Source organism: Longispora fulva (assembly GCF_015751905.1).
Taxonomy (GTDB): Bacteria; Actinomycetota; Actinomycetes; order Mycobacteriales; family Micromonosporaceae; genus Longispora; species Longispora fulva.
Genome location: NZ_JADOUF010000001.1, coordinates 8383181 through 8405837, shown reverse-complemented (window position 1 = coordinate 8405837; position 22657 = coordinate 8383181). Strand labels below are relative to the sequence as shown.

At 71.8% G+C, this 22657-nt stretch carries 19 protein-coding genes and 4 tRNA genes; 14 read left to right on the top strand and 9 right to left on the bottom strand.

Annotated elements, in window-relative coordinates; all coding sequences use genetic code 11:
• Window positions 1–107: 107 nt before the first annotated feature.
• From IW245_RS38765 to IW245_RS38745, 5 genes are all read left to right on the top strand, one after another.
• Entirely contained in the window at window positions 108–1703 is a 1596-nt protein-coding gene (locus IW245_RS38765) for an Hsp70 family protein (protein WP_197008016.1), read from the top strand.
• A gap of 103 nt (window positions 1704–1806) precedes the next feature.
• On the top strand, window positions 1807–3015 hold the full coding sequence (locus IW245_RS41340; RefSeq protein WP_197008015.1) for a sensor histidine kinase: 1209 nt from the start codon (window positions 1807–1809) through the stop codon (window positions 3013–3015).
• Window positions 3012–3707, top strand: a complete 696-nt coding sequence (locus tag IW245_RS38755; protein WP_197008014.1) for a response regulator — start codon at window positions 3012–3014, stop codon at window positions 3705–3707. Before IW245_RS41340 ends, IW245_RS38755 begins: the two co-directional genes overlap by 4 nt.
• Window positions 3708–3767: 60 nt before the next feature.
• On the top strand, window positions 3768–4142 hold the full coding sequence (locus IW245_RS38750) for a DUF6463 family protein (protein ID WP_197008013.1): 375 nt from the start codon (window positions 3768–3770) through the stop codon (window positions 4140–4142).
• The gene (locus IW245_RS38745) at window positions 4139–4675 is read left to right on the top strand and encodes a hypothetical protein (protein WP_197008012.1); all 537 of its coding nucleotides are present in this window, start codon (window positions 4139–4141) and stop codon (window positions 4673–4675) included. The genes IW245_RS38750 and IW245_RS38745 overlap by 4 nt, the downstream gene beginning before the upstream one ends.
• 213 nt (window positions 4676–4888) lie before the next feature.
• On the opposite strand, the gene IW245_RS38740 is transcribed toward IW245_RS38745, so the two are convergent.
• The 3 genes from IW245_RS38740 to IW245_RS38730 all read right to left on the bottom strand — a co-directional run bounded on the left by IW245_RS38740 (window position 4889) and on the right by IW245_RS38730 (window position 7018).
• Window positions 4889–6349 (bottom strand): AAA family ATPase, encoded by a 1461-nt coding sequence (locus IW245_RS38740; protein WP_233472966.1) that lies wholly within the window; start codon window positions 6347–6349, stop codon window positions 4889–4891.
• A gap of 165 nt (window positions 6350–6514) precedes the next feature.
• A tRNA-Val gene (locus tag IW245_RS38735) sits at window positions 6515–6586 on the bottom strand.
• 51 nt (window positions 6587–6637) lie between these two features.
• Window positions 6638–7018, bottom strand: coding sequence for a TIGR02611 family protein (locus IW245_RS38730; RefSeq protein WP_233472967.1), 381 nt, complete (start codon window positions 7016–7018; stop codon window positions 6638–6640).
• A 198-nt stretch (window positions 7019–7216) separates the two neighbouring features.
• Here IW245_RS38730 and IW245_RS38725 point away from each other — a divergent pair, with 198 nt between their 5' ends.
• Entirely contained in the window at window positions 7217–7648 is a 432-nt protein-coding gene (locus IW245_RS38725) for an SsgA family sporulation/cell division regulator (protein WP_197008011.1), read from the top strand.
• Window positions 7649–7729: 81 nt separating this feature from the next.
• Here IW245_RS38725 and IW245_RS38720 read toward each other — a convergent pair whose 3' ends face one another.
• Window positions 7730–8419 (bottom strand): DUF6882 domain-containing protein, encoded by a 690-nt coding sequence (locus IW245_RS38720; protein WP_197008010.1) that lies wholly within the window; start codon window positions 8417–8419, stop codon window positions 7730–7732.
• A 177-nt stretch (window positions 8420–8596) separates the two neighbouring features.
• Between IW245_RS38720 and IW245_RS38715 the strand changes: the two genes are divergently transcribed.
• From IW245_RS38715 to IW245_RS38705, 3 genes are all read left to right on the top strand, one after another.
• Window positions 8597–8669: transfer RNA gene (locus tag IW245_RS38715), tRNA-Gly, on the top strand.
• 17 nt (window positions 8670–8686) lie between these two features.
• A tRNA-Cys gene (locus tag IW245_RS38710) sits at window positions 8687–8757 on the top strand.
• 12 nt (window positions 8758–8769) lie between these two features.
• Window positions 8770–8844: transfer RNA gene (locus tag IW245_RS38705), tRNA-Val, on the top strand.
• A gap of 275 nt (window positions 8845–9119) precedes the next feature.
• Here the strand turns inward: IW245_RS38705 and IW245_RS38700 are convergent.
• On the bottom strand, window positions 9120–9674 hold the full coding sequence (locus IW245_RS38700) for a hypothetical protein (protein ID WP_197008009.1): 555 nt from the start codon (window positions 9672–9674) through the stop codon (window positions 9120–9122).
• Window positions 9675–9924: 250 nt separating this feature from the next.
• Between IW245_RS38700 and IW245_RS38695 the strand changes: the two genes are divergently transcribed.
• Window positions 9925–10755: a hypothetical protein gene (locus tag IW245_RS38695; RefSeq protein ID WP_197008008.1), complete on the top strand. Its 831-nt coding sequence runs from the start codon at window positions 9925–9927 to the stop codon at window positions 10753–10755.
• Window positions 10756–10884: 129 nt separating this feature from the next.
• Window positions 10885–11784, top strand: coding sequence for a hypothetical protein (locus IW245_RS38690; protein ID WP_197008007.1), 900 nt, complete (start codon window positions 10885–10887; stop codon window positions 11782–11784).
• Window positions 11785–11815: 31 nt separating this feature from the next.
• Here IW245_RS38690 and IW245_RS38685 read toward each other — a convergent pair whose 3' ends face one another.
• Both IW245_RS38685 and IW245_RS38680 read right to left on the bottom strand, forming a co-directional pair.
• A complete protein-coding gene (locus IW245_RS38685) occupies window positions 11816–14881 on the bottom strand; it encodes an AfsR/SARP family transcriptional regulator (RefSeq protein ID WP_197008006.1) in 3066 nt (1021 codons plus the stop codon).
• Between the two features lie 152 nt (window positions 14882–15033).
• A complete protein-coding gene (locus IW245_RS38680) occupies window positions 15034–16176 on the bottom strand; it encodes an RCC1 domain-containing protein (protein ID WP_197008005.1) in 1143 nt (380 codons plus the stop codon).
• Window positions 16177–16378: 202 nt separating this feature from the next.
• On the opposite strand from IW245_RS38680, the gene IW245_RS38675 reads away from it, so the two are divergent.
• Window positions 16379–17134 carry a YqjF family protein gene (locus tag IW245_RS38675; protein WP_197008004.1) on the top strand — a complete coding sequence of 252 codons (756 nt, stop codon included), beginning with the start codon at window positions 16379–16381 and terminating at the stop codon, window positions 17132–17134.
• 165 nt (window positions 17135–17299) lie between these two features.
• On the opposite strand, the gene IW245_RS38670 is transcribed toward IW245_RS38675, so the two are convergent.
• Entirely contained in the window at window positions 17300–18031 is a 732-nt protein-coding gene (locus IW245_RS38670; RefSeq protein WP_197008003.1) for an ABC transporter permease, read from the bottom strand.
• Window positions 18028–18942 carry an ABC transporter ATP-binding protein gene (locus IW245_RS38665; RefSeq protein ID WP_197008002.1) on the bottom strand — a complete coding sequence of 305 codons (915 nt, stop codon included), beginning with the start codon at window positions 18940–18942 and terminating at the stop codon, window positions 18028–18030. Before IW245_RS38665 ends, IW245_RS38670 begins: the two co-directional genes overlap by 4 nt.
• Before the next feature lie 166 nt (window positions 18943–19108).
• Here IW245_RS38665 and IW245_RS38660 point away from each other — a divergent pair, with 166 nt between their 5' ends.
• The gene (locus IW245_RS38660) at window positions 19109–20653 is read left to right on the top strand and encodes an endonuclease/exonuclease/phosphatase family protein (protein ID WP_197008001.1); all 1545 of its coding nucleotides are present in this window, start codon (window positions 19109–19111) and stop codon (window positions 20651–20653) included.
• 10 nt (window positions 20654–20663) lie between these two features.
• Window positions 20664–22616 carry a phosphocholine-specific phospholipase C gene (locus tag IW245_RS38655; RefSeq protein WP_197008000.1) on the top strand — a complete coding sequence of 651 codons (1953 nt, stop codon included), beginning with the start codon at window positions 20664–20666 and terminating at the stop codon, window positions 22614–22616.
• The last annotated feature ends 41 nt before the right edge of the window (window positions 22617–22657 follow it).

Here is a 22657-nt window from a genome sequence, read left to right as displayed (position 1 = left end):
CTGGTGCTCGGCGCCGTCTTCTCCTGACGTGCTCGGTACCGGTACCCGGAGCACGGTTTCGATCTTGAATCTGGGCGGCTGGCCGGGGGTCGATAGGATCAGCGGTCGTGACCGAACATCAGCTGGCCGTCGACTACGGCACGTCCCACACCGTGGCGATGCTCGGTTTCCCGGACGGGCGGGTGCGGCCGCTGCTGTTCGACGGCGCACCGCTGCTGCCGTCGGCGGTGTTCGCCCAGCCCGACGGCACCGTGCTCACCGGCCGCGACGCCCAGCACGGCGCCCGGCTCTACCCGGCCAGCTTCGAACCGAACCCCAAGCGGCGCATCGACGACGTGACCATCCTGCTGGGCGAGCGGACCTGGTCGGTCGTCGACCTGGCGGCCCACACACTGCGCCGGGTGGCGACCGAGGCCGCGCGCACCGCCGGCGGCCCCGTCACCGAGCTGGTGATGACGTGCCCGGTGGAGTGGGGGCCGGTGCGCCGGGAGACGCTGATCCAGGCCGCGGCCCTGGCCGGGCTCCCCCGCCCCACCCTGGTGGCCGAGCCGGTCGCCGCCGCGGCCCACCACGGCCGGGACGTCGCCGACGGCAGGTGCGTCGTGGTCTACGACCTGGGCGGCGGCACCTTCGACGTGTGCGTGCTCCGCAGGGTCGCCGGCGGATTCCGGCCGCTGGCCCACCACGGCATAGACGACTTCGGCGGGGTCGACCTGGACGCCCTGGTCATGGCCCAGATCTCCGAAGCCGTCGCACCCGAGCTGTGGCAACGGGTCGACCGTCGGCAGCTCAGGGCATTGTGGGACGACGCCCGGATGGCGAAGGAGGCACTGTCCCGGCAGTCGTCCGCGCAGGTGTTCGTGCCCTTGGTCGAACGTGAGGTGCCGGTGACCCGGGAGGCGTTCGAGCGGGCCGCCCGGGGGGCTCTGGGGCGCACGGTCGACGTGACGATGGCGACGTTGCGGGAGTCCCAGGTGGCGCCGTCCGAGGTGGCCGGGGTGTTCCTGGTGGGCGGGTCGAGCCGGGTGCCGATGGTGGGGACGCTGCTGCACCAGGCGACGGGGATCGCGCCGACCGTGGTGGAGCAGCCGGAGACTGTGGTGGCCGAAGGAGCCTTGCGGGTGGGCGGCGGGGCCCGGCTCGGGGCCCCGCCGGCCACGGCTGAGCCAGCGTTACCGGGGGCACCGGGTCTGAGCGCGCCAGCATCGCGCGGGCCGGGCCTGGGCGGGCCGACGTCGGCGGGCACACCGCTGTCGGGGCCCGTGCCGCCGGGTCCGGGGCCTGCGTACGCCGCCGCGGGTTCCCCTGCCCGACCCGGCGCGCATCGGCTCATCCCGGCGCTGGGTGGGGTGCTGATGCTCCTCGGAGTGGTCGTCGTCCTGGCCACGCCGTCCGTCGCCAGTGACTGGATCACGATGATGGCGGGGTGCGCGGCCGGGTCGGTGCTGTTGTGCTGCGGCGGGATCGCGACGTGGTTCTGGCAGCGGCTGCCGCCGCCGGCCAGGTTCGCGGTACCGGGCGCGCACCTGCTGCTCAGCCTGTGGTGGTACTCCGGCGGCCGGGGCACGCAGATCGACCTCGCGCTGACCAGCGCCGAGATCACCATGTCGTACTGGCTGCTGGCCGGCGTGACCGTCGGGATGCTCGCGCTGACAGCGGCGACACTGCACCTGAGGCACCGGGAGGTGCGCGACGGGCTGTGATCCCGGAGGTGCCGCGCGGCCGGGGCCGGGGGCCTCCCGGCTACGCTCGCGCAGGCGAACCGGGGCCGCCACAGGTCCTCGTCGGGTGTCAGGAGGCGTCACCGTGACTGTGTACGGCTGGGTCCGGGCCCGTCCCGTCCTCGCGGACGTGCTCCTCGCCGCCGCCCTGGCCGCGGTCCTTCTGCCGCTGTCGGTCGTCATCCTGACCGCGTCCCCGGGACCGTGGTCGCCGGTCCTCGTCGTCGCCGTCGGCGTGGTGCATGCCGCCATCGCCCTGCGCCGGACGCTGCCGTTCCTGTCGTTCGCGCTGGTCAGCGCGGGGATCGCCGTGCCGACCCTTGTGCCGGCGAGCGCGTTGCCGCCCGAGGCGCTGTTCCTGCCGTCCGCGGTCGTGTTCCCGATAGCGCTGGGCTCCTACTGCAGCTACGGCCGGTGGCCGGCCCGGCCGCTGGCGCTCGCCGTGGGCGTGGTGGGGGCCGTCATGCTGACGGTGCGGTGCGCGCTCGTCAGCCCGATGCACGTGCCAGGCCTGCCGGACACGGTGGCCTGGGTCTTCTTCCTCGGGTTCCTGCTCGCGGTCGTGTTCGCGCCGTGGAGCTACTCGGCGTTGCGCGGCACCCGACTCGCGTACGTCGCGGCGCTGGAGGACCGGGCCGCCCGCGCCGAGGCCGAGCGGGAGGAACGTGCCCGGCGGGCGGTCCTGGACGAGCGGACCAGGATCGCGCGGGACATGCACGACGTCGTCGCGCACTCCCTCGCCGTGATCGTCACCCAGGCCCAGGGTGGACAGTTCGCGCCCGACCGCGCCCCGGCGGTGCTGGAGACCATCGCCGAGACCGGCCGGCAGGCCCTGGCCGACATGCGCGGCCTGCTCGGGGTACTGCGCACCGACGACTCCCTCGACGGCTTCGGCCCCCAACCAGCCCTCGGCGACGTGGACGACCTCCTGCACCGGGTCCGCGCCGCCGGCCTGGCCGTGGAACTCGTCGAGACGGGCACCCGGGGCCCGCTGGCGCCCACCGCCGAACTCGCCGGCTTCCGGCTCATCCAGGAGGCCCTGACGAACACGATGAAACACGCGGGCGCCGCCGCCCGGGCCACGGTGCGCCTGACCTGGGGATCCGAGGCCCTGGCCGTCGACGTCACCGACGACGGCACCGGGAAGACGTCCGGGGACGTCGCCGGGCACGGACTGCTCGGCATGCGCGAACGGCTCTCCGTCGTCGGCGGCACCCTGTCGGCCGGGCCGGCCCCCGGCGGAGGCTTCCAGGTGCTGGCCGTCCTGCCCTACCGGCAGGGGGCGTCGGCATGACGATCCGGGTGTTCCTCGCCGACGACCAGGCCCTGGTCCGCGCCGGGCTGGCGATGGTCGTCGACGCCCAACCCGACATGCGGGTCGTGGGCGAGGCCGACGACGGACTCGACGCGCTGGCCCAGCTCGCCACGATCGGCGCGGACGTGGTCCTGATGGACGTGCGCATGCCCAGGCTGCACGGGGTCGAGGCGACCCGCCGGCTCATCGCCTCCGGTACCTCGGCGAAGGTCGTGGTTCTGACGACCTTCGACCTCGACGAGTACGCGTTCGCCGCGCTGCGGGCCGGCGCCAGCGGCTTCCTGTTGAAGGACGCGCGCCCCGCCGAACTCCTCACCGCCATCCGCGCCGTGCACGACGGGGACGCCGCGATCGCCCCGTCGACGACCCGCCGGCTCCTCGACCTGGTGGCCGCCGACCTGCCGGTGCCCGGCCCGGACCCCGACCCGGTGGCGGCGTTGACGGGCCGGGAGCACGACATCCTGCTCCAGATCGCCAGCGGCGCGTCCAACGCCGAGATCGCCGCCCGGCTGTTCCTGTCCGAGGCGACCGTGAAGACGCACGTCGGACGGGTACTCGCCAAGCTCGGGCTCCGCGACCGCGTCCAGGCCGTGGTGTGGTCCTACGAGCACCGGCTCGTCCGACCGGGCCGCGGGGATGACCCTGTCCCCCGACAGATACCTCTCAGGTAGCACCCGGCCGCGACCAGCGCCCGACGCGCGCGCCCCCCGCCGGCGGGCATCGTCAGGGGCATGAGACTCACCCGCTGGATCCCCCGCCTCACCAACGCCATCGCCGTCATCCACATCGTCTTCGGCCTCGTCGTCCGCTCCCCGAGCCCGCTGACCGGCATCGCAGAGGACGGTTTCGTCAACGCCGTCGCCGGCGACGACGTACGGATGCTGTGGCTGTGGTTCGAGGTGACCGGGTTCGCCCTGCTGGCGCTCGGCGAGCTGGCACGCTGGGCGGTCCGGGAGACCGGCCGGCTGCCGATCCGCTTCGGCGGGTGGACGCTCGCCATCGCCGTACCCCTCACCGTCCTGGTGCCCGCCTCCGGCGGCTGGCTCCTGATCGCCCTCGGCGTCGCGGCCCTGTTCGCAGCCCGCCGCCCGGCCCCGCGGTCATGATCCTCGACGACGTCCTGCCCACCTGGGACAAGCGCGAACGCCACGGGGTCGCCCTCGACGTGTCCCCGGCGGCCGCGATGCTGGCCATAGAGACCGTGACCTGGGCCGAGGTACCGGCGTTCCGGGCCATCATGGCCCTGTTCAGCCTGGGCTCGGCCCGCCTGGCGGCCGAAGGCCAGGTCCTCGACCTGTTCGCCACGGCCGGGTTCTCGATCGTGGGCCGGTCCGCCGAGGAGCTCGTGCTCGGCGGGATCCAACGGTTCCTCGGCGACCGGACCTTCGTCCCCGTGACCGGGCCGCTGAAGGACTTCGACGAGCCGGGACACATCGCCATGGCCTGCAATCTCCGGTACGCGGACGGCCGGCTGACCACCGAGACCCGGGTCCTGGCCACCGACGCCCGGTCCCGCCGACTGTTCGCCGGGTACTGGTGCGTCATCCGGGGCGGCAGCGGGCTCATCCGGCACGTGTGGCTCCGGGGGATCCGGGGCCGCGCGCTGCGCCAGCCCGGCCAGGACACCGTGCCGGACTGACGGCCGACGTCCCAGGGCGACGGCAACGGCCGCCGAGTAGCCCGGATTCCCATGGTGCGAATCCGGGCTCTGCCGCACGTCTTACTGGTGCGCGACCACGCGGCCCACAGACGTGTCTGGCCTTGGATCCACTGGAGCAGGGAGGTCTGTCGGAAACGGCCAGCAGGCTGGCCTGACGTTGACGCCCGCAGCGTAGACCGGTGCACCGGAGCCTCAATTCCCTTGGTACAGCCGTGTCATGTCGACCAGTTCAAGATCCTGCCTGTCGTCCGCGATCTTCAGTAGCGCTTTGGTGAATCCGGCGCGACTGAACATCAGGATCCGCGGTAGATCACGGACCCGGTCAGAGGGAGCGAGATCCCTCAAGTGGATCAACCGCTCCAGAGCTGGCAGGTCCATCGGCTTGCCCGTGGCCTTCACCTCGCCGATCGCCAACACGTGGTCCCCGTCGAACGGCGTAGATCTCATGGCGACGATGTCGAGTTCGTGACCTTGTTGATGCTCACGGCAGGACAGCGTCGCCGGACGCACCCAGCTTGGTCTGCCACCGAGCGTGTCGACATCGGCATGGGAGAGCACCCACTCGCGAGCCAGATCTTCCAGGTGCGGGCCGTACATCTTCGACGCCACGGTGTCGGCCGCCTCGGCCCACACCCGCTCGGCCTCCCGCCGCACCAACCGGCCCTCGTCCCTGGAAATGACGAGTTGGTGGAGCCGAACGACCGGATCTGAGATACGGAAGGTGCCACGTCGGGACTTGAACGCGTCTTCTACCCGCTCCAGCAGCCCGATGTCCTCCAGCCCCGCCAACGGGTGAGCGATCGCGGTAGCCGGTCTCCCCAATGTCGCCGCGATCTCCGTGCGCCGGATCCGGCCCATGCTCACCGCCGTCAACACACTGGCGTACGACGTAGGGTCCGAGATTTCCGGCTCCTCCCGCAACAACAGGTTCCCCTCCCGGAACATCGCACTCGCCGGGCTCAGCAACGCCCGACACACCCAGGCGTCAAAGTCCCGCGCCGAACGCGGCGCACCACCCGACATCTCCAGGTACGCCGGCGTGCCCCCCACGAGGGCATGGACCCGAAACGCCAGATCCGGATCATCGGATAGACCCCAGAAGCCAGCCGCCTCCCGAAACCAGAACGGCCGGACCAGCAGCTCCATCGTCGCCCGGCCACGCAACGGCGCACCGCCGGACAGCAGGCCCCGCATGGTGCTCAACGCACTCCCACACAGGATCAGCCGTGACCGCCCCTCCCGTTTGGCAGCACCCCAAGGGCTCAGGGCGAGCTGCAGCTGGGACGGCAGCGCCGGGGTCGTCGACACCAGGTACGGGAACTCGTCGATGATGACCGGGCCCTCCAGAGCCAGCAACGCGTCGAGGGCATGACGCCAGTCAGCGAAGGACACCGGCGCCGGCGCACCGACGTGCCTGGCGTACGCCACACCCAGGTCGGCGAGATTCTGCGCCTCGGTCTGCTGCTGCGCGCCGTACATGAAGCCACCAGACGCCTCAGCCAGCAACTCCAACAGCAGAGTCTTACCCTGCCGGCGCCGGCCGTAGACCAGACCAAGACTGGCACCCGACACGTCGCTGACGGCAAAGTCGCTCAGCGTCTGCCACTCCCAGTCCCGGGCATGCAGGTCTGCGGGCTTTACCCAACTCGTCACCCAAGCATGATAGCAGCAACTATTATAGTTGCAGCTATAATTCACACCTGGCCGAGCGCGCCAGCCACGCGGCGCACCGACCATGCGAGGCACCTGTCCACCCAGCTGCTGTACCGGCAGCAAAAAGGCCGTCTCCGACTGGCGGAAACGGCCTCTGAGCTGCGGTGGGCGTAGCAGGTTTCGAACCTGCGACCTCTTCGGTGTGAACGAAGCGCTCTCCCACTGAGCTATACGCCCGCAACGAGTGGTTACATTACCCGACACCCACCTCGCCCCGCGAATCCGGGGTCACCCCCGCACCCACTCCCGCGCCTCGCGCCACAGATCCACCCCGAGGCTGACCTTCACCGAAGCCCACACCACGGCCCACACGAACACCAGCCCGACCGCCCCGATCAGGAAACGGATCCCCGGGTGCTGCCGTTTCACCCACGCCGTCCACCGGTCGAGCTGGCGGCGCGCGAAGGCCAGGAGGCGCCGGGCCCAGTGGAACTCGATCGCCAGGATCGCCAGCCCGGCGAGGACGATCAGCCAGCCGGGGCCGGGCAGCGGGATCAGGACCGCGCCCACGATGATCACCACCACGCCCACGACGGTGACCGTGATCTTGACGGCGATCCGGCCGCCCGGCTTGTCCCTGATCCGGTCCAGCCAGTTTCGCTGCTCCACGCCTGTCACCCTCCGGAACGTACCCCATAAGTTTTGGTCTTTGGGGCCCCGCTGAGCCTCCGGAGGCGCTACTTTCAGAACCGGACTCCACTACGGGTCGAGACCAGCGTATGACGGGGCGTGACGGGGGGTATCACCCGAGTGTGAGAATGCGGGGCGCGCGGGGCGTCTCGTCGCCGTTGCCTGGGGGTGAGGTCGATGGGGGTTCTACGTCCCGCGACCGTGGAGGTCGAGACGTCTCTGCGGCTGGTCGCGCCTGACGCGACCGCGCTGCCGGTCCGCGCGAGTCTGCGCTACGACCCGCTCGATCCGTACGCGGTCCATGTCCTGTTCCACGCGGAGACGGTCGGCGGTGAACCTGTGAGCTGGTCCTTCGCCCGCGACCTGTTGGTCAAGGGGTTGGACGAGCCGGCGGGCATCGGCGACGTGCGGGTCTGGCCGTGGTCGACGCCGAGGGGTGAGTTCGTCGCCCTGGCGCTGTCGTCCCCGGATGGAAACGCCCTTTTCGAGGTACCGAGGAGCGTGCTCGTCCGCTTCCTCCGCCGGACCTACGTGGTGGTGCCGAGGGGTAAGGAGAGCGACCACCTGGATGTGGACGCCGCCGTCGCCCGGTTGTTGTCGGCACGCTGAGTAACGGACATCGGGGCCCTTCCGTGAGGAGGGGCCCCTTCGTCGTGCCGCGCTCTTTCCGCAGGGCTAGCCGCCGCGTGGCTACGCCGCCGTCACGCTCGACTGCCACATCAGGAACTTGCCCTCAGGGCTGAAGTCCACCTTCGCGCTGCTGCCGTCGCCCAGGTCCACCCGCAGCCCGTTGTAGGTGTCGGTGTACGGAATGCCGTGATGCTCCAGGTACCGGGTCACGGTCAGCCGGTGGTCCGTCGGGAACACCCCGACAGCGGAGATCAACCGCCGGGCGGCGCTGATCGGGTCGAACCGCCCGGTGGGCACCCGGGGATCGTCGAACACGACGAAGAACTTGCCGCCCTCGTACGGCAGGCCCAGGTACCCGCGGCACTCCAGCAGCGCCGTGGCCGCCATCACCATCCGCTCGGCGGCCATCACCGGGTCCCTGCGGCCGCTGAGGTCGAGGGTGTTCTCCATGATCTCCGGGATCTCCCAGATCCGACCGATGTCGGTGAGCCGCAGCACCGCCTGGGTGGCGACGTGGTCGAGCCCGTAGCCCGGGTTGCCCCAGGACCACAGGAAGGTGCCGTTGTGGATCGCGTAGCTGGCCAGCAGGCTGCACCGCAGCTCGGCCGCCCCCATCGTGAACGTGCACGTCTCCAGGTCGACGGTCCAGTCGCCGCCGGGCAGGTACGCGTTCAGGGTCTCCAACTGCTCCATCATGACCGCGGAGCGGGCCGCGGCCAACCGCTCGAGCTCGGGGCTGAAAAGTTCCATGATGGGCTTAACGGCGTAGTTCGGCATCCGACACGGCGGGGCACGCCCGGCGGGGGGCCGCCGACACGGTGGGTACCCCCGGTTTGCGAGCCGGAGGTCCCTCGGCTAAAGTTTCTCCAGTCAGCGAGGAACGCCGCAAGGCGGACAAGCGGACAGAAATAACAAAAGCAACAAAGTGCGGATGTAGCGCAGCTGGTAGCGCATCACCTTGCCAAGGTGAGGGTCGCGAGTTCGAATCTCGTCATCCGCTCGACAGAGGTATCACTCGGTGGAGTGGCCGAGAGGCGAGGCAACGGCCTGCAAAGCCGTGTACACGGGTTCAAATCCCGTCTCCACCTCTGCACGAGCAAGGGCGTATAGCTCAGCGGGAGAGCGCTTCCCTGACACGGAAGAGGTCACAGGTTCAATCCCTGTTACGCCCACCAGCAAGATGCACGTCTGAGGCCAGTTTCCGGAATTCGGAAACTGGCCTCAAGGTTTTCCGTCCGCACTCGGTCCGCAGGAAACGGCGATTCCAGGCGTACTTGGCGGACCGAGGTTGGCCGTTTCCGCGAGTCGGAGACGGCCTTTTGCTGCCGGTACAGCAGCTGAGTAACAGCAGGAGCTCATCAAAAGGGCCCCGACGGGCCGCACGGACTGTCTGCCAGGGCACGGGACCGGCTGTGCGCCCCGGCGGAGACCCCTCGGCGGGTCAGCTCCGTCAGGAACGCCACGGCTTCGTGCGCAGATAAGGCTGCTGGGCCACCGACCCGCCGTCGACCGACAGGCTCGCCCTGGCCGCCGCGTAGAACTGGTCCCGCGCCGCGTCGACGCCCTCGACCGCCAGATCCCACTCCGGCCGCTCGAAGGCGGGCAGCTGGCGGGCGATCCGTTCCGTCCGGACGATCGCGAGCCACCAGTTCCGGGCTGCGACCACGGTCGGCTCGTCGCCGAGCAGGAGCATGGACTCCCACTCCCGGGTGCGCCGCAGGTCGGTCAGCGCGAGCGTCTCCAGGCCGACGGCATGGTCCATCACCTGGGTGGTGGCGCTTCCCCGGTGGACGGCGGTCATCCGGGTCGCCACCGCGTAGAGCTCCTTCAGCACCGCGGCGTAGGCGATGTAGGTGTCCAGGCGGCGCGCGTCCCAGCGGACCCGCTGCTCCCGTTGCCATTTCGACCGCTCGTTGAGACGGGTGGTCAGCAGCGTCCCCAGGCCCCCGATGACGACACCCGTCAGCCCGATCAACGCCGGAAGTTGGTCCAGAACCCTCACCATGACCCCAATCTATCGACCCCCCACAATGGCGCGGGGCCATGACGGGTCGCCGACCGGCCAAGGGAAAGACCAATGCATCATTCGGTTACGCCGCGTCTCTCCCTCTCCGCGCAGCGGCTGGGCGACCGCGAGGTCCCCGGGACAGGCCCCGACCTGGGCACATCCCGCGCACAACACCCCCACAACGCCCCGCGCCGAGGGTTGTCCCCAGCGGCGGACCTCGCCGACAACGACAACTGGAGGTTTCGACATGACGACTCCGATGCGCCGGATGGCCAGGCTCCTCGTCGCGGCCGCCGCCGGTGTGGCCCTGATGATGGGCATGGCGGGGACGGCCAACGCGTACCCGGGGGCCGGGGACGACCGGATGATCTCGACCCCGACGAGCTGGTGGACGTACCAGAACGTGGACGCCACCCAGGTGGGCAACTACGCGAACATGAACGGGGCCCGGATCACCGATCTGCGGGTGGTGGACTCCTCGCCGCTGCGGTTCTCGGTGACCATGGTGAAGAACACCGGCTCGTACGCCAGCGGCTGGTGGTGGTACTACGGCGTCTCGATGAGCCAGGTGACCACCTACCTGTCGCAGAACAACGCGCGGCTGATCAGCGCGGTGCGCTACGGCAACGTCTACGCCGTCGTCATGGTCCCCAACACCGGGGCGAACGCGAAGGCCTGGGGCTGGTGTGACACCGACTTCACCGGGATCGGTGCGTGCCTGGGGACCACGAGCCGGCTGACGAACATCGAGTCCTACGGCTCCAACAAGTTCGTCGTGATCTTCGTGAACAACAACGAGGGCCTGGGCTGGTGCTGGTACGCGGGGATCAGCCGCGCCGCCCTGAACAACGTGTGCGGTGGCCAGTCCGTCCTCGACGTGAGCCAGAACCCGGACGGCTCGTTCAACGTGGCCTCGGTCGCGCAGAGCCCCGCCGACGGCCGGGTGAAGGACTTCACGACCCCGACCGACCTGGTCAACTACGCGCTGCTCGCGCCGCAGGACCGGCCGCTGTTCGTCACGCCCTACGTCACCGGGGGCGCGACCCGCTGGCTGACCTCGTTCCGGCACAACTCGTAGGGACAACTGTCGGCTATCGGCGTTGTGGAGTCGGATCCCGGCTCCACAACGCCGCCACAACATCCGCCGATCATCCTGGACACGGCGGCACCCGCTCGCCGCCGCTCGACTAGCAGGTGGGGGAAGACAGTGATCAAGAAACTCGTTCGGCGACTCGTCCTGGCGGGGGCCGTCTGTCTGGGGATGGCGGCCACGCTGGTGGCCACGCCGGCCAGCGCCACGGCGCAGTGCACGTTCGTGCAGAGTCCCGGGATGGGGGCCGGCTGCTGGCCCGGCGGGGGGACGCCCGCGACCGCGAACCTGGTCAACGACCGGGAGATCTCGACGCCGACCGGCTGGTGGACGTACCAGAACATCGACGCCGCGACGGTGTCGAACCTGTTGGCCGCCAACGACGCCCGGCCGATCGACCTGCGGGTGCTCAGCTCCTCGCCGCTGCGGTTCTCGGTGACGATGGTCAGCAACTCCGGGGCCTACGGCAGCTCGTGGTGGTGGTACTACGGCGTCTCGATGAGCCAGGTGAGCTCCTTCCTGTCCACCAACAACGCGCGGCTGATCAGCGCCGTGCGGTACGGCACCGTCTACGCCGTCGTGATGGTGCCCAACTACGGGGCCAACTACAAGCCGTGGGGCTGGTGCGACACCGACTTCACCGGGATCGGCACGTGCCTGGGCAGCACCAACCGGCTGACGAACATCGAGTCCTACGCGTCCAACCGGTTCGTGGTGATCTTCGTGAACAACAGCGCCGGCCTGGGCTGGTGCTGGTACGCGGGCATCAGCCGCGCCGCCCTGAACAACGTGTGCGGCGGCCAGTCCGTCCTCGACGTGAGCCAGAACCCGGACGGCACGTTCAACGTGGCCGCCGTGGCGCAGAGCCCCGCCGACGGCCGGGTGCGCGACTTCGCGACGACCACAGACCTGGTCAACTACGCCGTCTCGTCGCCGCCGGACCGGGCGCTGTTCGTGATGCCGTACACGTCCGGGTCCACGACGCGCTGGCTGACGTCGTTCCGGCACAACTCATGAGTCCCGGCCGGGTGACGTGGCCCAACCCGCGTCACCCGGCCGGCCGCCCGACCAGCGCCGCCGCCTCCGCGGTGGCGTTGGCCTTCTCGTACAACCGGATGGCCGTGTCGCGGTGCGACCGGGCGGTCGCCAGGTCCGACCGCGACTCCGCCAGGTCGCCGAGGTGCCGGTGCAGCTCGGCCTCCTCGAAGACGGCCGGCACCCGGGCCCGGACGGCCAGGGCCCGCAGGTACCAGTCCTCGGCGGCGTCCGGGGCGCCGGCCCGGAACTCCGCGAGGCCCAGGTTCGTCATGGCCACGGCCTCCAGGTGCGGGTCGGCGATCGCCCGGCTCAGTCGGCGGGCCTGGTCGAACAGGTCCAGGGCCTCGGCGTGCTCGGCGAGCCCGAGGTGGGCCAGGCCGGTGTCGTTGAGGGTGTCCACCTCGGCGCGCCGGTCCCCGATCAGGCGCTGGGTGCCGCGGGCCCGGTCGAACAGCTCCATGGCCTGGCGGTGCCGGCCCTCGCCCAGGTGGGCGGCTCCGGTGCCGTGCAGGATCACGGCCTCGAGGCGTTCGTCGCCCAGGGTGCGGACCAGGGCGAGCGCGCGGTCCAGGTAGTCCAGGGCCAGGTCGGTCTGGCCCATCCGGGTGTGCGCGTCGCCGAGGTTGTTCAGCGCGTACGCGACGTCGCGGGACAGGCCGTTGGCGGTGTGCATGGCCAGGGCCGCCTCGTACTCGGCGACGGCCTCGTCGAAGCGGCGGAGCGCCGCGAGGGCCACGGCGGTGTTGTTGCGGACGCTGCCCTCGCCCCAGGCGTCGCCGGCGGCCACCATCAGCGGCAGGGCCCGGCGCAGCGCGTCGAGCGCCTCGTCGAACCGTTGGAGCTGGATGCACGCGACGCCGACCTGGCCGCGCATCAGGCCCTCGGTGCCGCCGTCGGCGAGCCGCCGGGCCGCGGCGAGGCCGGTGCGGCAGATCTCCAGCATCGACGCCCAGTGGCCCCGGGAGTAGTAGAAACCCATCAGGAGGTACGCGAGCTGCCAGGCTGCGGTGTCCTCCCCCAGCTCGACGGCGTGCCGGGACACGGCCGACAGGTTGGCGCGCTCGGCGTCGAGGAACGCGAGCACCTCGGCGTGCCGGGGACCGAACGGCGGCGCGGGCACCGGGTGCCGGGCCGCCACCCGGGCCCGGTCGCGGCCCGGGGTCAGGGTGTCGTTCGCGGCGTCGGCGACGGACAGGTACCAGTCGAGCAGGCGTTCCTCGGCTCTGGTCCTGGCGTCGGAGGATTCCTCGGTGCCGGCGCACTCGCGGGCGTACCACCGGATCAGGTCGTGGAAGCGGAACCGGCCGCTGGCGACCTCGCTGACCAGGTGCGCGGCGGCCAACTCCTCCGTGACCAACCGCGCGGCGGTCACCGGCGTCCCGGTCACGGCCGCGACCAGCGGGACGGCGAACGTCGGCCCCGGGTGCAGCCCGGCGAGCCGGAACGCGGCGGCGGCGCCGGGGGTCAGCGCGTGGTAGGCGCTGGCGAACACCGCGCGGATGCTCCGGGAGTCGCCCGGTACCGACAGCGCGTCCAGCCGGTTGCCGGTGGCCAGTTCGGCCACCAGGTCCCCGATCGCCAGCCGGGGGCGGGAGGTGAGCTTCGCCGCGGCGATCCGCAGCGCCAGGGGCATCCGGTCGCAGGCCTCGACGAGCTGGCCGGCCGCGTCCGGCTCGGCGGCGACCCTGGCCGGTCCGAGCACCCGTTCCAGCAGGGTCAGCGACTCCGCCGGGCTGAGCGCGTCGAGCTCGACCCGCCGCACCGCGTACCCGACGTCGAGTGTGGGCAGCTGGTGCCGGCTGGTGGCGACCAGGAGGCTGCCGGGGCCCGGGGGCACCAGGGGCAGGATCTGTTCGGCCGAGCCGACGTTGTCGCAGACCAGCAGGACGCCGCGGTCGCGCAGCAGCGAGCGGTACAGGCCGAGCTGGTCGGCCGGGCTCGTCGGCACCCGGCCGGCGGGCACGCCGAGCCCGCGCAGCGCGTGGCCGAGGACCTCGTCCGGGGTCAGGGCCGTGGACTCGTCGTGGCCGAGCAGGTCGCAGAAGATCTGGCCGTCGGCGAACCGGTCGGCGACCCGCTGGGTCCACTCGACGACGAGCGCGGTCTTGCCCATGCCGGCGGGTCCGGAAACCAGGACCAGAGGGGTACCGACGGATGTCCCCTGGTCGGGCGTGCCGGGGGCGGGCCGCCCGGTGTGCCCTGGCCGGGGGCCGTCGGGCGGCAGGGCCGCGTCGAGCAGGGCCAGCTCGGCGGGGCGGCCGGTGAAGTGGCCGGGGCGCGACGGCAGCTGGGCCGGCACCTGGCCGGGGGCGTCCGGCGGGTCCAGGGACGGGTCGCGGCGCAGGATCGCGGTGTGCAGGCGTTGCAGCTCGGGGCTGGGGTCCACGCCCAGGGTGTCGGCGAGGTGCGCGCGGAGCCGCTGGTAGCCGGTGAGGGCCTCCGGGTGCCGGCCGCACCGGTACCGGGCGAGCATCAGCAGCCCGACCAGGCGCTCCTCCCCCGGGTCCGCGACGAGCAGCCGTTCGAGCTCGGGGACGGCGTCGGCGTGCCCGCCCAGCCGCAGCTCGCCGTCCCACAGGTCACCGAGCGCCGCGAGGCGGACCTTGTGCAGCCGGGCGACCTCGGCGGCGGCCCAACCGTGCAGCTCGGCGTCCGCGAGCGCCTCGCCGCGCCACAGCCCGAGGCCGGTACGCAGCCCGGCCACCGCCTCGGCCACGTGCCCGGCGGCGGACTCGGCCCGGGCCGCGGCGACCAGCGCCTCGAACCGGCAGGCGTCGACGGACTCGGGGCCGGCGGCCAGCGCGTACCCGACCCGGCCGTTGGTGAGCAGGCCCGGGAGTCCGCAGGCGGCGAGCGCCTGTTTGGCCCGGGTCAGGTGGCTCTGCAGGGTGCGGACGGCGGTGCGCGGCGGGTCCATCCCCCACAGTGCCTGCACGAGCCGGGGCGCGGTGACGGGGAGGCCGGGGCGCAGGGCGAGGAGGCCGACGAGGGCGCGCTGCCGGGCGCTGCTCAGGACCGCCGGGCCGGCGGGGCCGACGGCCTCGATAGGGCCGAGCAACCGCAGCTCCACACCCATCGCACCACCCATCCGGCCATCCACCTGGGACTGACCGACAGCGTATCGACGGGTCTGAGCCCCAACAAGGGTCGCGACTGTCGGTTGATCGCCACCGGTGGCCGGCGGGGCCCGGCGGACGCCTGGGTGGGGCGTCCGCCGGGCGTGCCGGACTAGCTGGTGGACACGACGAAGGTGAGGTACGCGTCGGCGAACACCGCCGTCGCCGCCGGCATGCCCGTGACCTGGGCCGGAAGGCTGCGGGAGTTCGTGGTGCCGTCGCCGAGGGTGCCGTAGTAGTTGCTGCCCCAGGCCCATACGGTGCCGTCGTTGCGCAGGGCGACCGTGTGGTACGTGCCGCTGTCGATCTGGGTGACGCCGGTCAGACCGAGGACCGTGACCGGGTCGTTCGTGGACGTGGTGGTGCCGTCACCGAGGAACCCGCTGTAGTTGTCGCCCCAGGCGCGCACCGTGCCGTCCGGCATGAGGGCCATGCCGTAGTAGTAACTGACGGACACGGAGACGGCACCGGTGAGACCGGGCATCTGCACCGGCGTGGCGTTCGCGTACTCCCCGGACGGGCCGAGTTCCACGCCCCACTTCCACACCGTGCCGTCGGAGCGCCGGGCGAAGCTGGCGTGCCGGCCCGCGGTCACGGCGACGACACCGGTGAGGCCGGTGACCGGGACGGGGGTGACGACCCTGTTGTCGTTCGGGTCCATCGTGCCGTTGCCGAGCTGGCCCCATTCGTTGCCGCCCCAGCCGAGGACGCTGCCGTCGGCGAGGGCGACGAGGACGTGGTCGTAGCCGATGGCGACCGACTTCGCGACCTGCGGCAGGGTGTACCTCACCGGAGTCGGGAACTTCACCCCGACCGTGCCAAGCTGGCCCTGGAGGCTGTTGCCCCACACCCGCAGCTGGCCGTTGGACAGCAGGGCGATGGCGTAGTCGGGGCCGGCGGCGATGGCCACGGCGCCGGAGACCTTCTTGACGACCACCGGGGTGGCGTGGGAGGTGTAGGTGCCGTCGCCGAGCTGGCCGTAGGTGTTGTACCCCCAGGACATCAGGGTGCCGTCGGCCATCAGGGCGACGGTGAAGTTGTCCCCGGTGGCGAAGGCCCTGGCGCCGGCGAGCTCCGGACGCACGGTCGGGGTGTGGTACCCCCCGCTCGTGTTGAGGATGTGGTCGTAGCCGAACTCGCGGACCACGCTGGGCGTGAGCGTGGCGGCGTGGGCGGCCGGGGCGGTGGTGAGCGCCGCCGCCGTGGCCAGGGCGCCGATCAGGACCCCGACCAGCGGCCGGGAACGGGAGAGCACGGACAAGGGAGACCTCCAAGGAAAGCGCGGAGAACGACGGGATCGTGGACGCCACACCGTCCCGGCGGAGGGCACCACCGGGGGCGGCTGCGGCCGAACGGCTGGCCGAGATCGCCGGACCGGCACAGTCTATAGTGGACGGACGGGTGTGGCGACCCCTGTTTCCCCGTCCTGCGGCCACGGCCCGCGATAGCGTGGAGGCATGGTCGAGCCCGTCACCCGCCTCGCCCCCCGGCCCCTGCGCGGCACGATCCTCGCCCAGGGCTGGCGGGACCTGACGATGCTACACTGGCCGGTCGACCCCGCCGCGGTCGCGCCGCTGCTGCCCCGGGGCACCGTCCCCGACACCCTCGACGGCGTGACCTACGTCGGGCTGGTGCCGTTCCGGATGGTCGGGGTGAGCCTGGGCCCGTGGCCGCCGGTGCCGTACCTGGGCACGTTCGCGGAGACCAATGTCCGGCTCTACTCGGTGGACGCGGCCGGCCGGCGCGGCGTGGTGTTCCGTTCACTGGAGGCGGCCCGGCTCGTCCCGGTGCTGGCGGCAAGGTGGGTGTTCCGGCTGCCGTACATGTGGGCGGCCATGCGGATCCGGCGCGACGGGGACACCGTGGCGTACGAGACGCGGCGGCGGTGGCCCGGGCCGGTCGGGGTGGGCGGCCGGGTGGTGGTGCGGATCGGGGACCGGATGGCCGGGCCGAGTCCGGTGGAGGAGTTCCTGACCGCGCGCTGGGGGCTGCACGTGGACTGGCACGGGCGGACGGCGTACCTGCCGAACGCGCACGAGGAGTGGCCGCTGCACCGGGCGGAGCTGGTCGAGCTGTCCGACGGGCTGGTCGCGGCGGCCGGGCTGCCGGGGGTGGCGGGGCCGCCGGTCAGCGTGCTGTGGTCGCCGGGGGTGCGTGCGCGGTTCGGCCGGCCACTGGGGGCCGCCGCGCGCCGGGTCGGGGACGCGGCGTAACCGTCACGATCGAAAGGCGGGGCAGCTCGCCGCCGCCCGCATCCGCATCCGCATCCGGACGTGCAGAAGCCCGGCTCTATGAGTTCGCAAACCTCTGCGCTCTCCCAGGGTCGGGCTTCACCTATCAGACTAATCCGACTTGCACTTTCTGTCAAGACTCGGTTACTAGGCGTCGCGGCGGGAGAAGAGCAGCCACGCCCCGGTCAGCACGGCCGCCGTGCCCGCCGCGAACACCCCGAAACCCGCCCACGGAGCCAGCGACTCGGGGGATGTCGTGACCTGCATGATGCTCTGGCCGGCCTGGCTGGGCCACCACTTCCGGAACGTGACACCGGCGTCGCCGAGGGCCAGCGATGCGACCGGCAGGATCAGCACCGCGCCGATCGCCGTGGTGATCGCGGCGGCCGAGTGCCGCACGATCATGCCGATCCCGAAGGCGAACAGGCCGAGAACGCCCAGGTAGAGGCCGCCGCCCAGCACCGCGCGGAGCACGCCCGGGTCGCCGAGGCCGGCGGGCACCCGGGTCACGGACTGTCCGACGGCGTAGGACAGGAAGCTGATCACCAGACCGGCGACCAGACCGACGGCGGTCACCACGAGGGCCTTGGCGGTGAGCATCCGGCCCCGGACCGGCAGCACGGACAGCGAGGTGCGGATCATGCCCGTCGCGTACTCCGACGTCGCCGCCAGCGCGCCGAACACGCAGATCGCGAGCTGGCCCATGATGACGCCGGCCAGGTTGTCGGAGACCGAGGAGGCGATCTCGGAGCCGGGCTCGGTGCCCGACGAGGCCAGCATGCCGATCCCGACGGTGAGCGCGGCGGCGGCCAGCAGCGCCCAGAACATCGAGCGGATGGTGCGGATCTTCAGCCATTCGCTGGCGAGCGCGTCGATCATGCCGTGCCTCCGATGGTCGCGCGGTACTCGACCGCGTCGTGGGTCAGCTCCATGAACGCCTGCTCCAGGGAGGCGGACCGGGGCGCGAGCTCGTGCAGGGTGACGCCGTGCCGGGCGGCCAGCTCGCCGATGATCTCGATCGGCAGCTTCGTGACGGCGAGCGCGTCCCCGTCCGGTTCGACGGTCGCGCCGGTGTTCTGCAGCACCTGCCCGAACCGGACGCTCTCCGGGGTACGGACCCGGATGTGGTTGCGCGAGCTGCGCTCGATGAACTCGGCCATCGAACAGTCCGCGACCAGCTTGCCCCGGCCGATGACGATCAGGTGGTCGGCGGTGTCCTGCATCTCGCTCATCAGGTGGCTGGACACGAACACTGCGCGACCCTCGGCCGCCCGGGCCCGCAGGAAGTCCCGGATCCACCGGATGCCCTCCGGGTCCAGGCCGTTGACCGGCTCGTCGAACATCAGGGTCCTGGGCTCGCCGAGCAGCGCGGCCGCGATGCCGAGCCGCTGGCCCATGCCCAGGGAGAAGCCCTTGATCCGCTTCTTCGCCGTGTCGGCCATCCCGACCATGTCGAGGACCTCCTCGACCCGCTGCCGGGGGATCCCGTTCGCGCGGGCGAGCACCCGCAGGTGGTTGCGGGCCGTCCGGCCGCCGTGCACGGCCTTGGCGTCCAGCAGTGCGCCCACCGTGTTCAGGGGCACCTCGGCTTCCGCGAACGGTCTGCCCTCGACCGTGACCCGGCCGGCGGTGGGCCGGTCCAGGCCCAGGACCATGCGCATGGTGGTGGACTTGCCCGCCCCGTTGGGCCCGAGGAATCCGGTGACCCGGCCCGGCTCGACCGTGAACGACAGGTCGTCCACCACGACTTTCGGGCCGTACCGCTTGGTGAGGTGCTCAGCGACGATCATGCCTCTGACGCTACGGATCCGCCCGGCCCGCGGCGTCTGTCCACGGTCCGATCAGGTCGTCATACCGTGGTCGCAGAGGGACCCTGTCGCGTTCATCCCCAGGTCATCACCACGGAGGGTAATGACTCCAGCCGATCATCCCGGTCGGCGACGAAGGAGGAACCCGATGGCCGGCACGCTCACGCTCTCCGCGGCGACCGTCCCGCAGGGCAGCCCGGTCACGTTCGGCTGCTCCACGGACAAGCCGGCGTCGAAGAACTGGGTGGGCCTGTACGCCCAGCCCGGCAACGGCCCGGTGAACCAGAAGTACGTGGGCGCGTCGACCGCCTACCAGTACGTCCCCGGCGCGACGGGCTCCGGCTCCTTCGACACGGCGGCCCTGGCCCCCGGGACCTACGTCCTGTACTTCCTCGCCAACGACGGCTACGTCTGGCTCGCGCCGCCCGTGACATTCACCGTGACCGGGGCCACGCCGGTGAGCACCCTGACCCTGACGACACCCGACCCTGTGGCCGGGGACCCGGTGACGTTCCGCTACACCACCACGGCCCCGCACGCGAAGAACTGGGTCGGGCTGTACACGGACCCCGGCAACGCGCCGAGCGGCGGGCACTCCAACGGGCCGTCGACGGTGTGGAAGTACGTCACCGACAGGGAGGGGACGGTCACCTTCGACGGGTCGACGTTCTACCCAGGGCGGTTCGTGGCGCTGCTCCTGGCGAAGGACGGCTATTCCGCTCTCGCGGGGCCGGTGCCGTTCACGGTCGGCGAGCCCGGCCGCCCGGTCCGGCCTGACTTCCTCACCGACGTGTTCACCAGCCGCAATGTCCGGGCCGGGGAGCGGTTCTCGTTGAAGATCGGCGGACTGTGGACCGGGCCGGCGACGACGTTCGCGAAGGCCGGCGGGGACTCCTGGCTGAGCGTGGGCGCCGACGGGACCATCGAGGGCCGCGCGCCGCTCACCGCCCCGCTGCGGCCGGCGACCGTCGTGGTGGCCGCCGGGGACGCGCGGCTCACCGTGCGGGTGCCGGTGTGCCCGGTCGACGCGAAGGTCGTCGACAAGCTGCGGGTGATGAGCTGGGAGCTGTGGGACGGCGGCAGCCACGTCACCGACGCGGTGCGCAAGCAGGCCCGGATCCTGCTCACCAACAACGTCGACGTCGTCGGGGTGCAGGGCGCGCCCGGGTCGGCCGTCGCGGCGCTCGCCGGGATGCTGGGCTGGGAGTACGCGGCCGGCGACGGGGTGGGCGTGCTCAGCAGGTACCCGGTGACGGGGCGGCCGGCGCAGGGCGTCGGGTCCGCGACGGCCGTGACCATCCGCCTGGACGATCGGCAGCCCTTCGACGTGGCGGTCTGGTCCGCTGCTCCGGCGTCCCCCGCGCAGGGCTCGGCGCTGCTCGCGGCGATGGCCGACGACCTCGCCGCCGCCGCCCGCCGGCCGGTGCTGCTGGCATCCTCAGGCGGCGCCGTGGACCCGGCGCTTCTCCGCGACTCCTACCGGCTCGGCCGCCCCGACCCGGGCGCCACCTGGTCCCCGGTCCGGCCGACGGAGACCCCGGAGCGCCGGGACTTCGTCCACTTCGCCGGCGACCTGCGCGTCGAGGAGACCCACGTCCTCGTCACCGGCTGGCCGAGGCCGGTCCCCGACCACGCCGGCAACCGCTGGCCCTCCGACCACGCCGCCGTCGTCACGACGCTCCGCATCCACTAAGGACACTGTCATGCAGCTCTCCCGACGCAAGCTCCTCGGCGCGGGCGCGGCCGGCGCCGCCCTGTCCACCCTGCCGCTCGGCATGGCCGAGGCACTCGCCGCCCCGGCCAGGACCGGGAAGATCGGCGACGTGGCGCACGTGGTGATCCTGATGCAGGAGAACCGCTCCTTCGACCACTACTACGGCGCGCTGCGCGGCGTGCGCGGCTTCTCCGACCCGGCGGCCCTGCGGCTGCCCGACGGCGGCACCGTGTTCGAGCAGCCCGACTACGGCCGGGCCGACGGCCGGCACCTGCGGCCGTTCCGGATCGACACCGCGAAGGTCAACGGGCAGCAGCTCGGCGACCTCGACCACTCGTGGAGCGGCACGCACCAGGCGTGGAACAACGGGATGTACAACCGCTGGATCCCGGCCAAGAGCGAACTGACCATGGGGTACTTCGGCCGCCAGGACATCCCGTACCAGTACGCGCTCGCCGACGCGTTCACGATCTGCGACGCGTACTTCAGCTCCGTGCAGGGGCCGACGAACCCGAACCGGCTCTACCACTGGTCGGGCATGCTCGACACCCGGGCCACCGGGGGCGGGCCGATCATCGACAACAGCCCCTCGCGCAGCAACCCGAACTGCCACTGGACCACCTACCCGGAACGACTCCAGGCGGCCGGCGTGTCCTGGAAGGTGTACAGCAACCCGACCGACGACGAGCGCACCGGCAACTACGACGACAACTCCCTGGCGTGGTTCCAGCAATATGCCGACGCCAAGCCCGGGAATCCGTTGCACGACAACGCGATGGTCAAGCGCACCCTGGACGACTTCGCCGCCGACGTCCTCGCCGACACGCTGCCCACGGTGTCCTGGCTGGTCGCACCGTACCTGTACTGCGAACACCCGGCCGCCACCCCCAACTACGGCGCGCACTACGTGAACACCGCGCTCCAGGCGCTGTTCGCGAACCCGGCCGTGTGGGAGAAGACCGCGTTCCTCCTCAACTACGACGAGAACGACGGGTACTTCGACCACGTCGTGCCGCCCACCCCGCCACCCGGCACCCCGGACGAGTTCGTCGGCGGCCGGCCGATCGGGCTCGGCCCCCGGGTGCCGATGACCGTGATCTCGCCCTGGTCGCGGGGCGGCTGGGTCAACTCCGAGGTGTTCGACCACACGTCCACGCTCCGGTTCCTCGAGGTACTGACGGGGGTCAGGGAACCGAACATCTCCGCGTGGCGGCGCCAGGTGTGCGGCGACCTGACCAGCTGCTTCGACTTCGCGGCCCCGGACACCGTGATCCCGCTGCTGCCGGACACGAAGAAGCTGGTCGAGGTCGCCGACGCCTCCGCGAAGCTCCCGCCGGCCGCGATCCCGGCCGTGGGGGCCCAGGTCGCGCCCGAGGTCGAGCCGGGCACCCGGCCGGCGCGGCCCCTGCCGTACCAGGCCAACGGGAACGTCACCGTGGACCGGGGCACCGGCCGGGTCACCCTGCGGCTCACCAACAGCGGGGCGCAGGCCGCGCACTTCGGGGTGTACGCGGACTCGATCCTGCCGTTCACGCCGGCGCAGTACACGGTCACCGACAGCGCCGAGCACGTCTGGGACGCGGCGGCGACCGACGGCGTCTACGACCTGTCCGCCTATGGTCCGAACGGGTTCCTCCGGTCCTTCACGGGGACCGTGGTGCACCCGGAGCAGGGCGACATCGCGATCCCGGCCGTGGCCCTGCGCCTCGGGCCGGCCCCGGAGCCGAGGAAGCGGACCGTGGTGCTGGAGCTGTCCAACGCCGGCCTGACCAACGCGGTGTTCACGATCACATCACCCGGCCGGTCCCGGACCGTGTACGTCAGCACCTACTCCCCCGCCGAGGTCGAATGGCCCTGTGACCAGGGACGATACGACGTGACGGTCACGTCGGAGACCGGCGACGGGTTCCGGTACCGGTTCGCCGGCTTCGTGGAGGCGTGACGATCTTTCCTGGCGACCCGAAGTTACCCAGTGGTAACTTG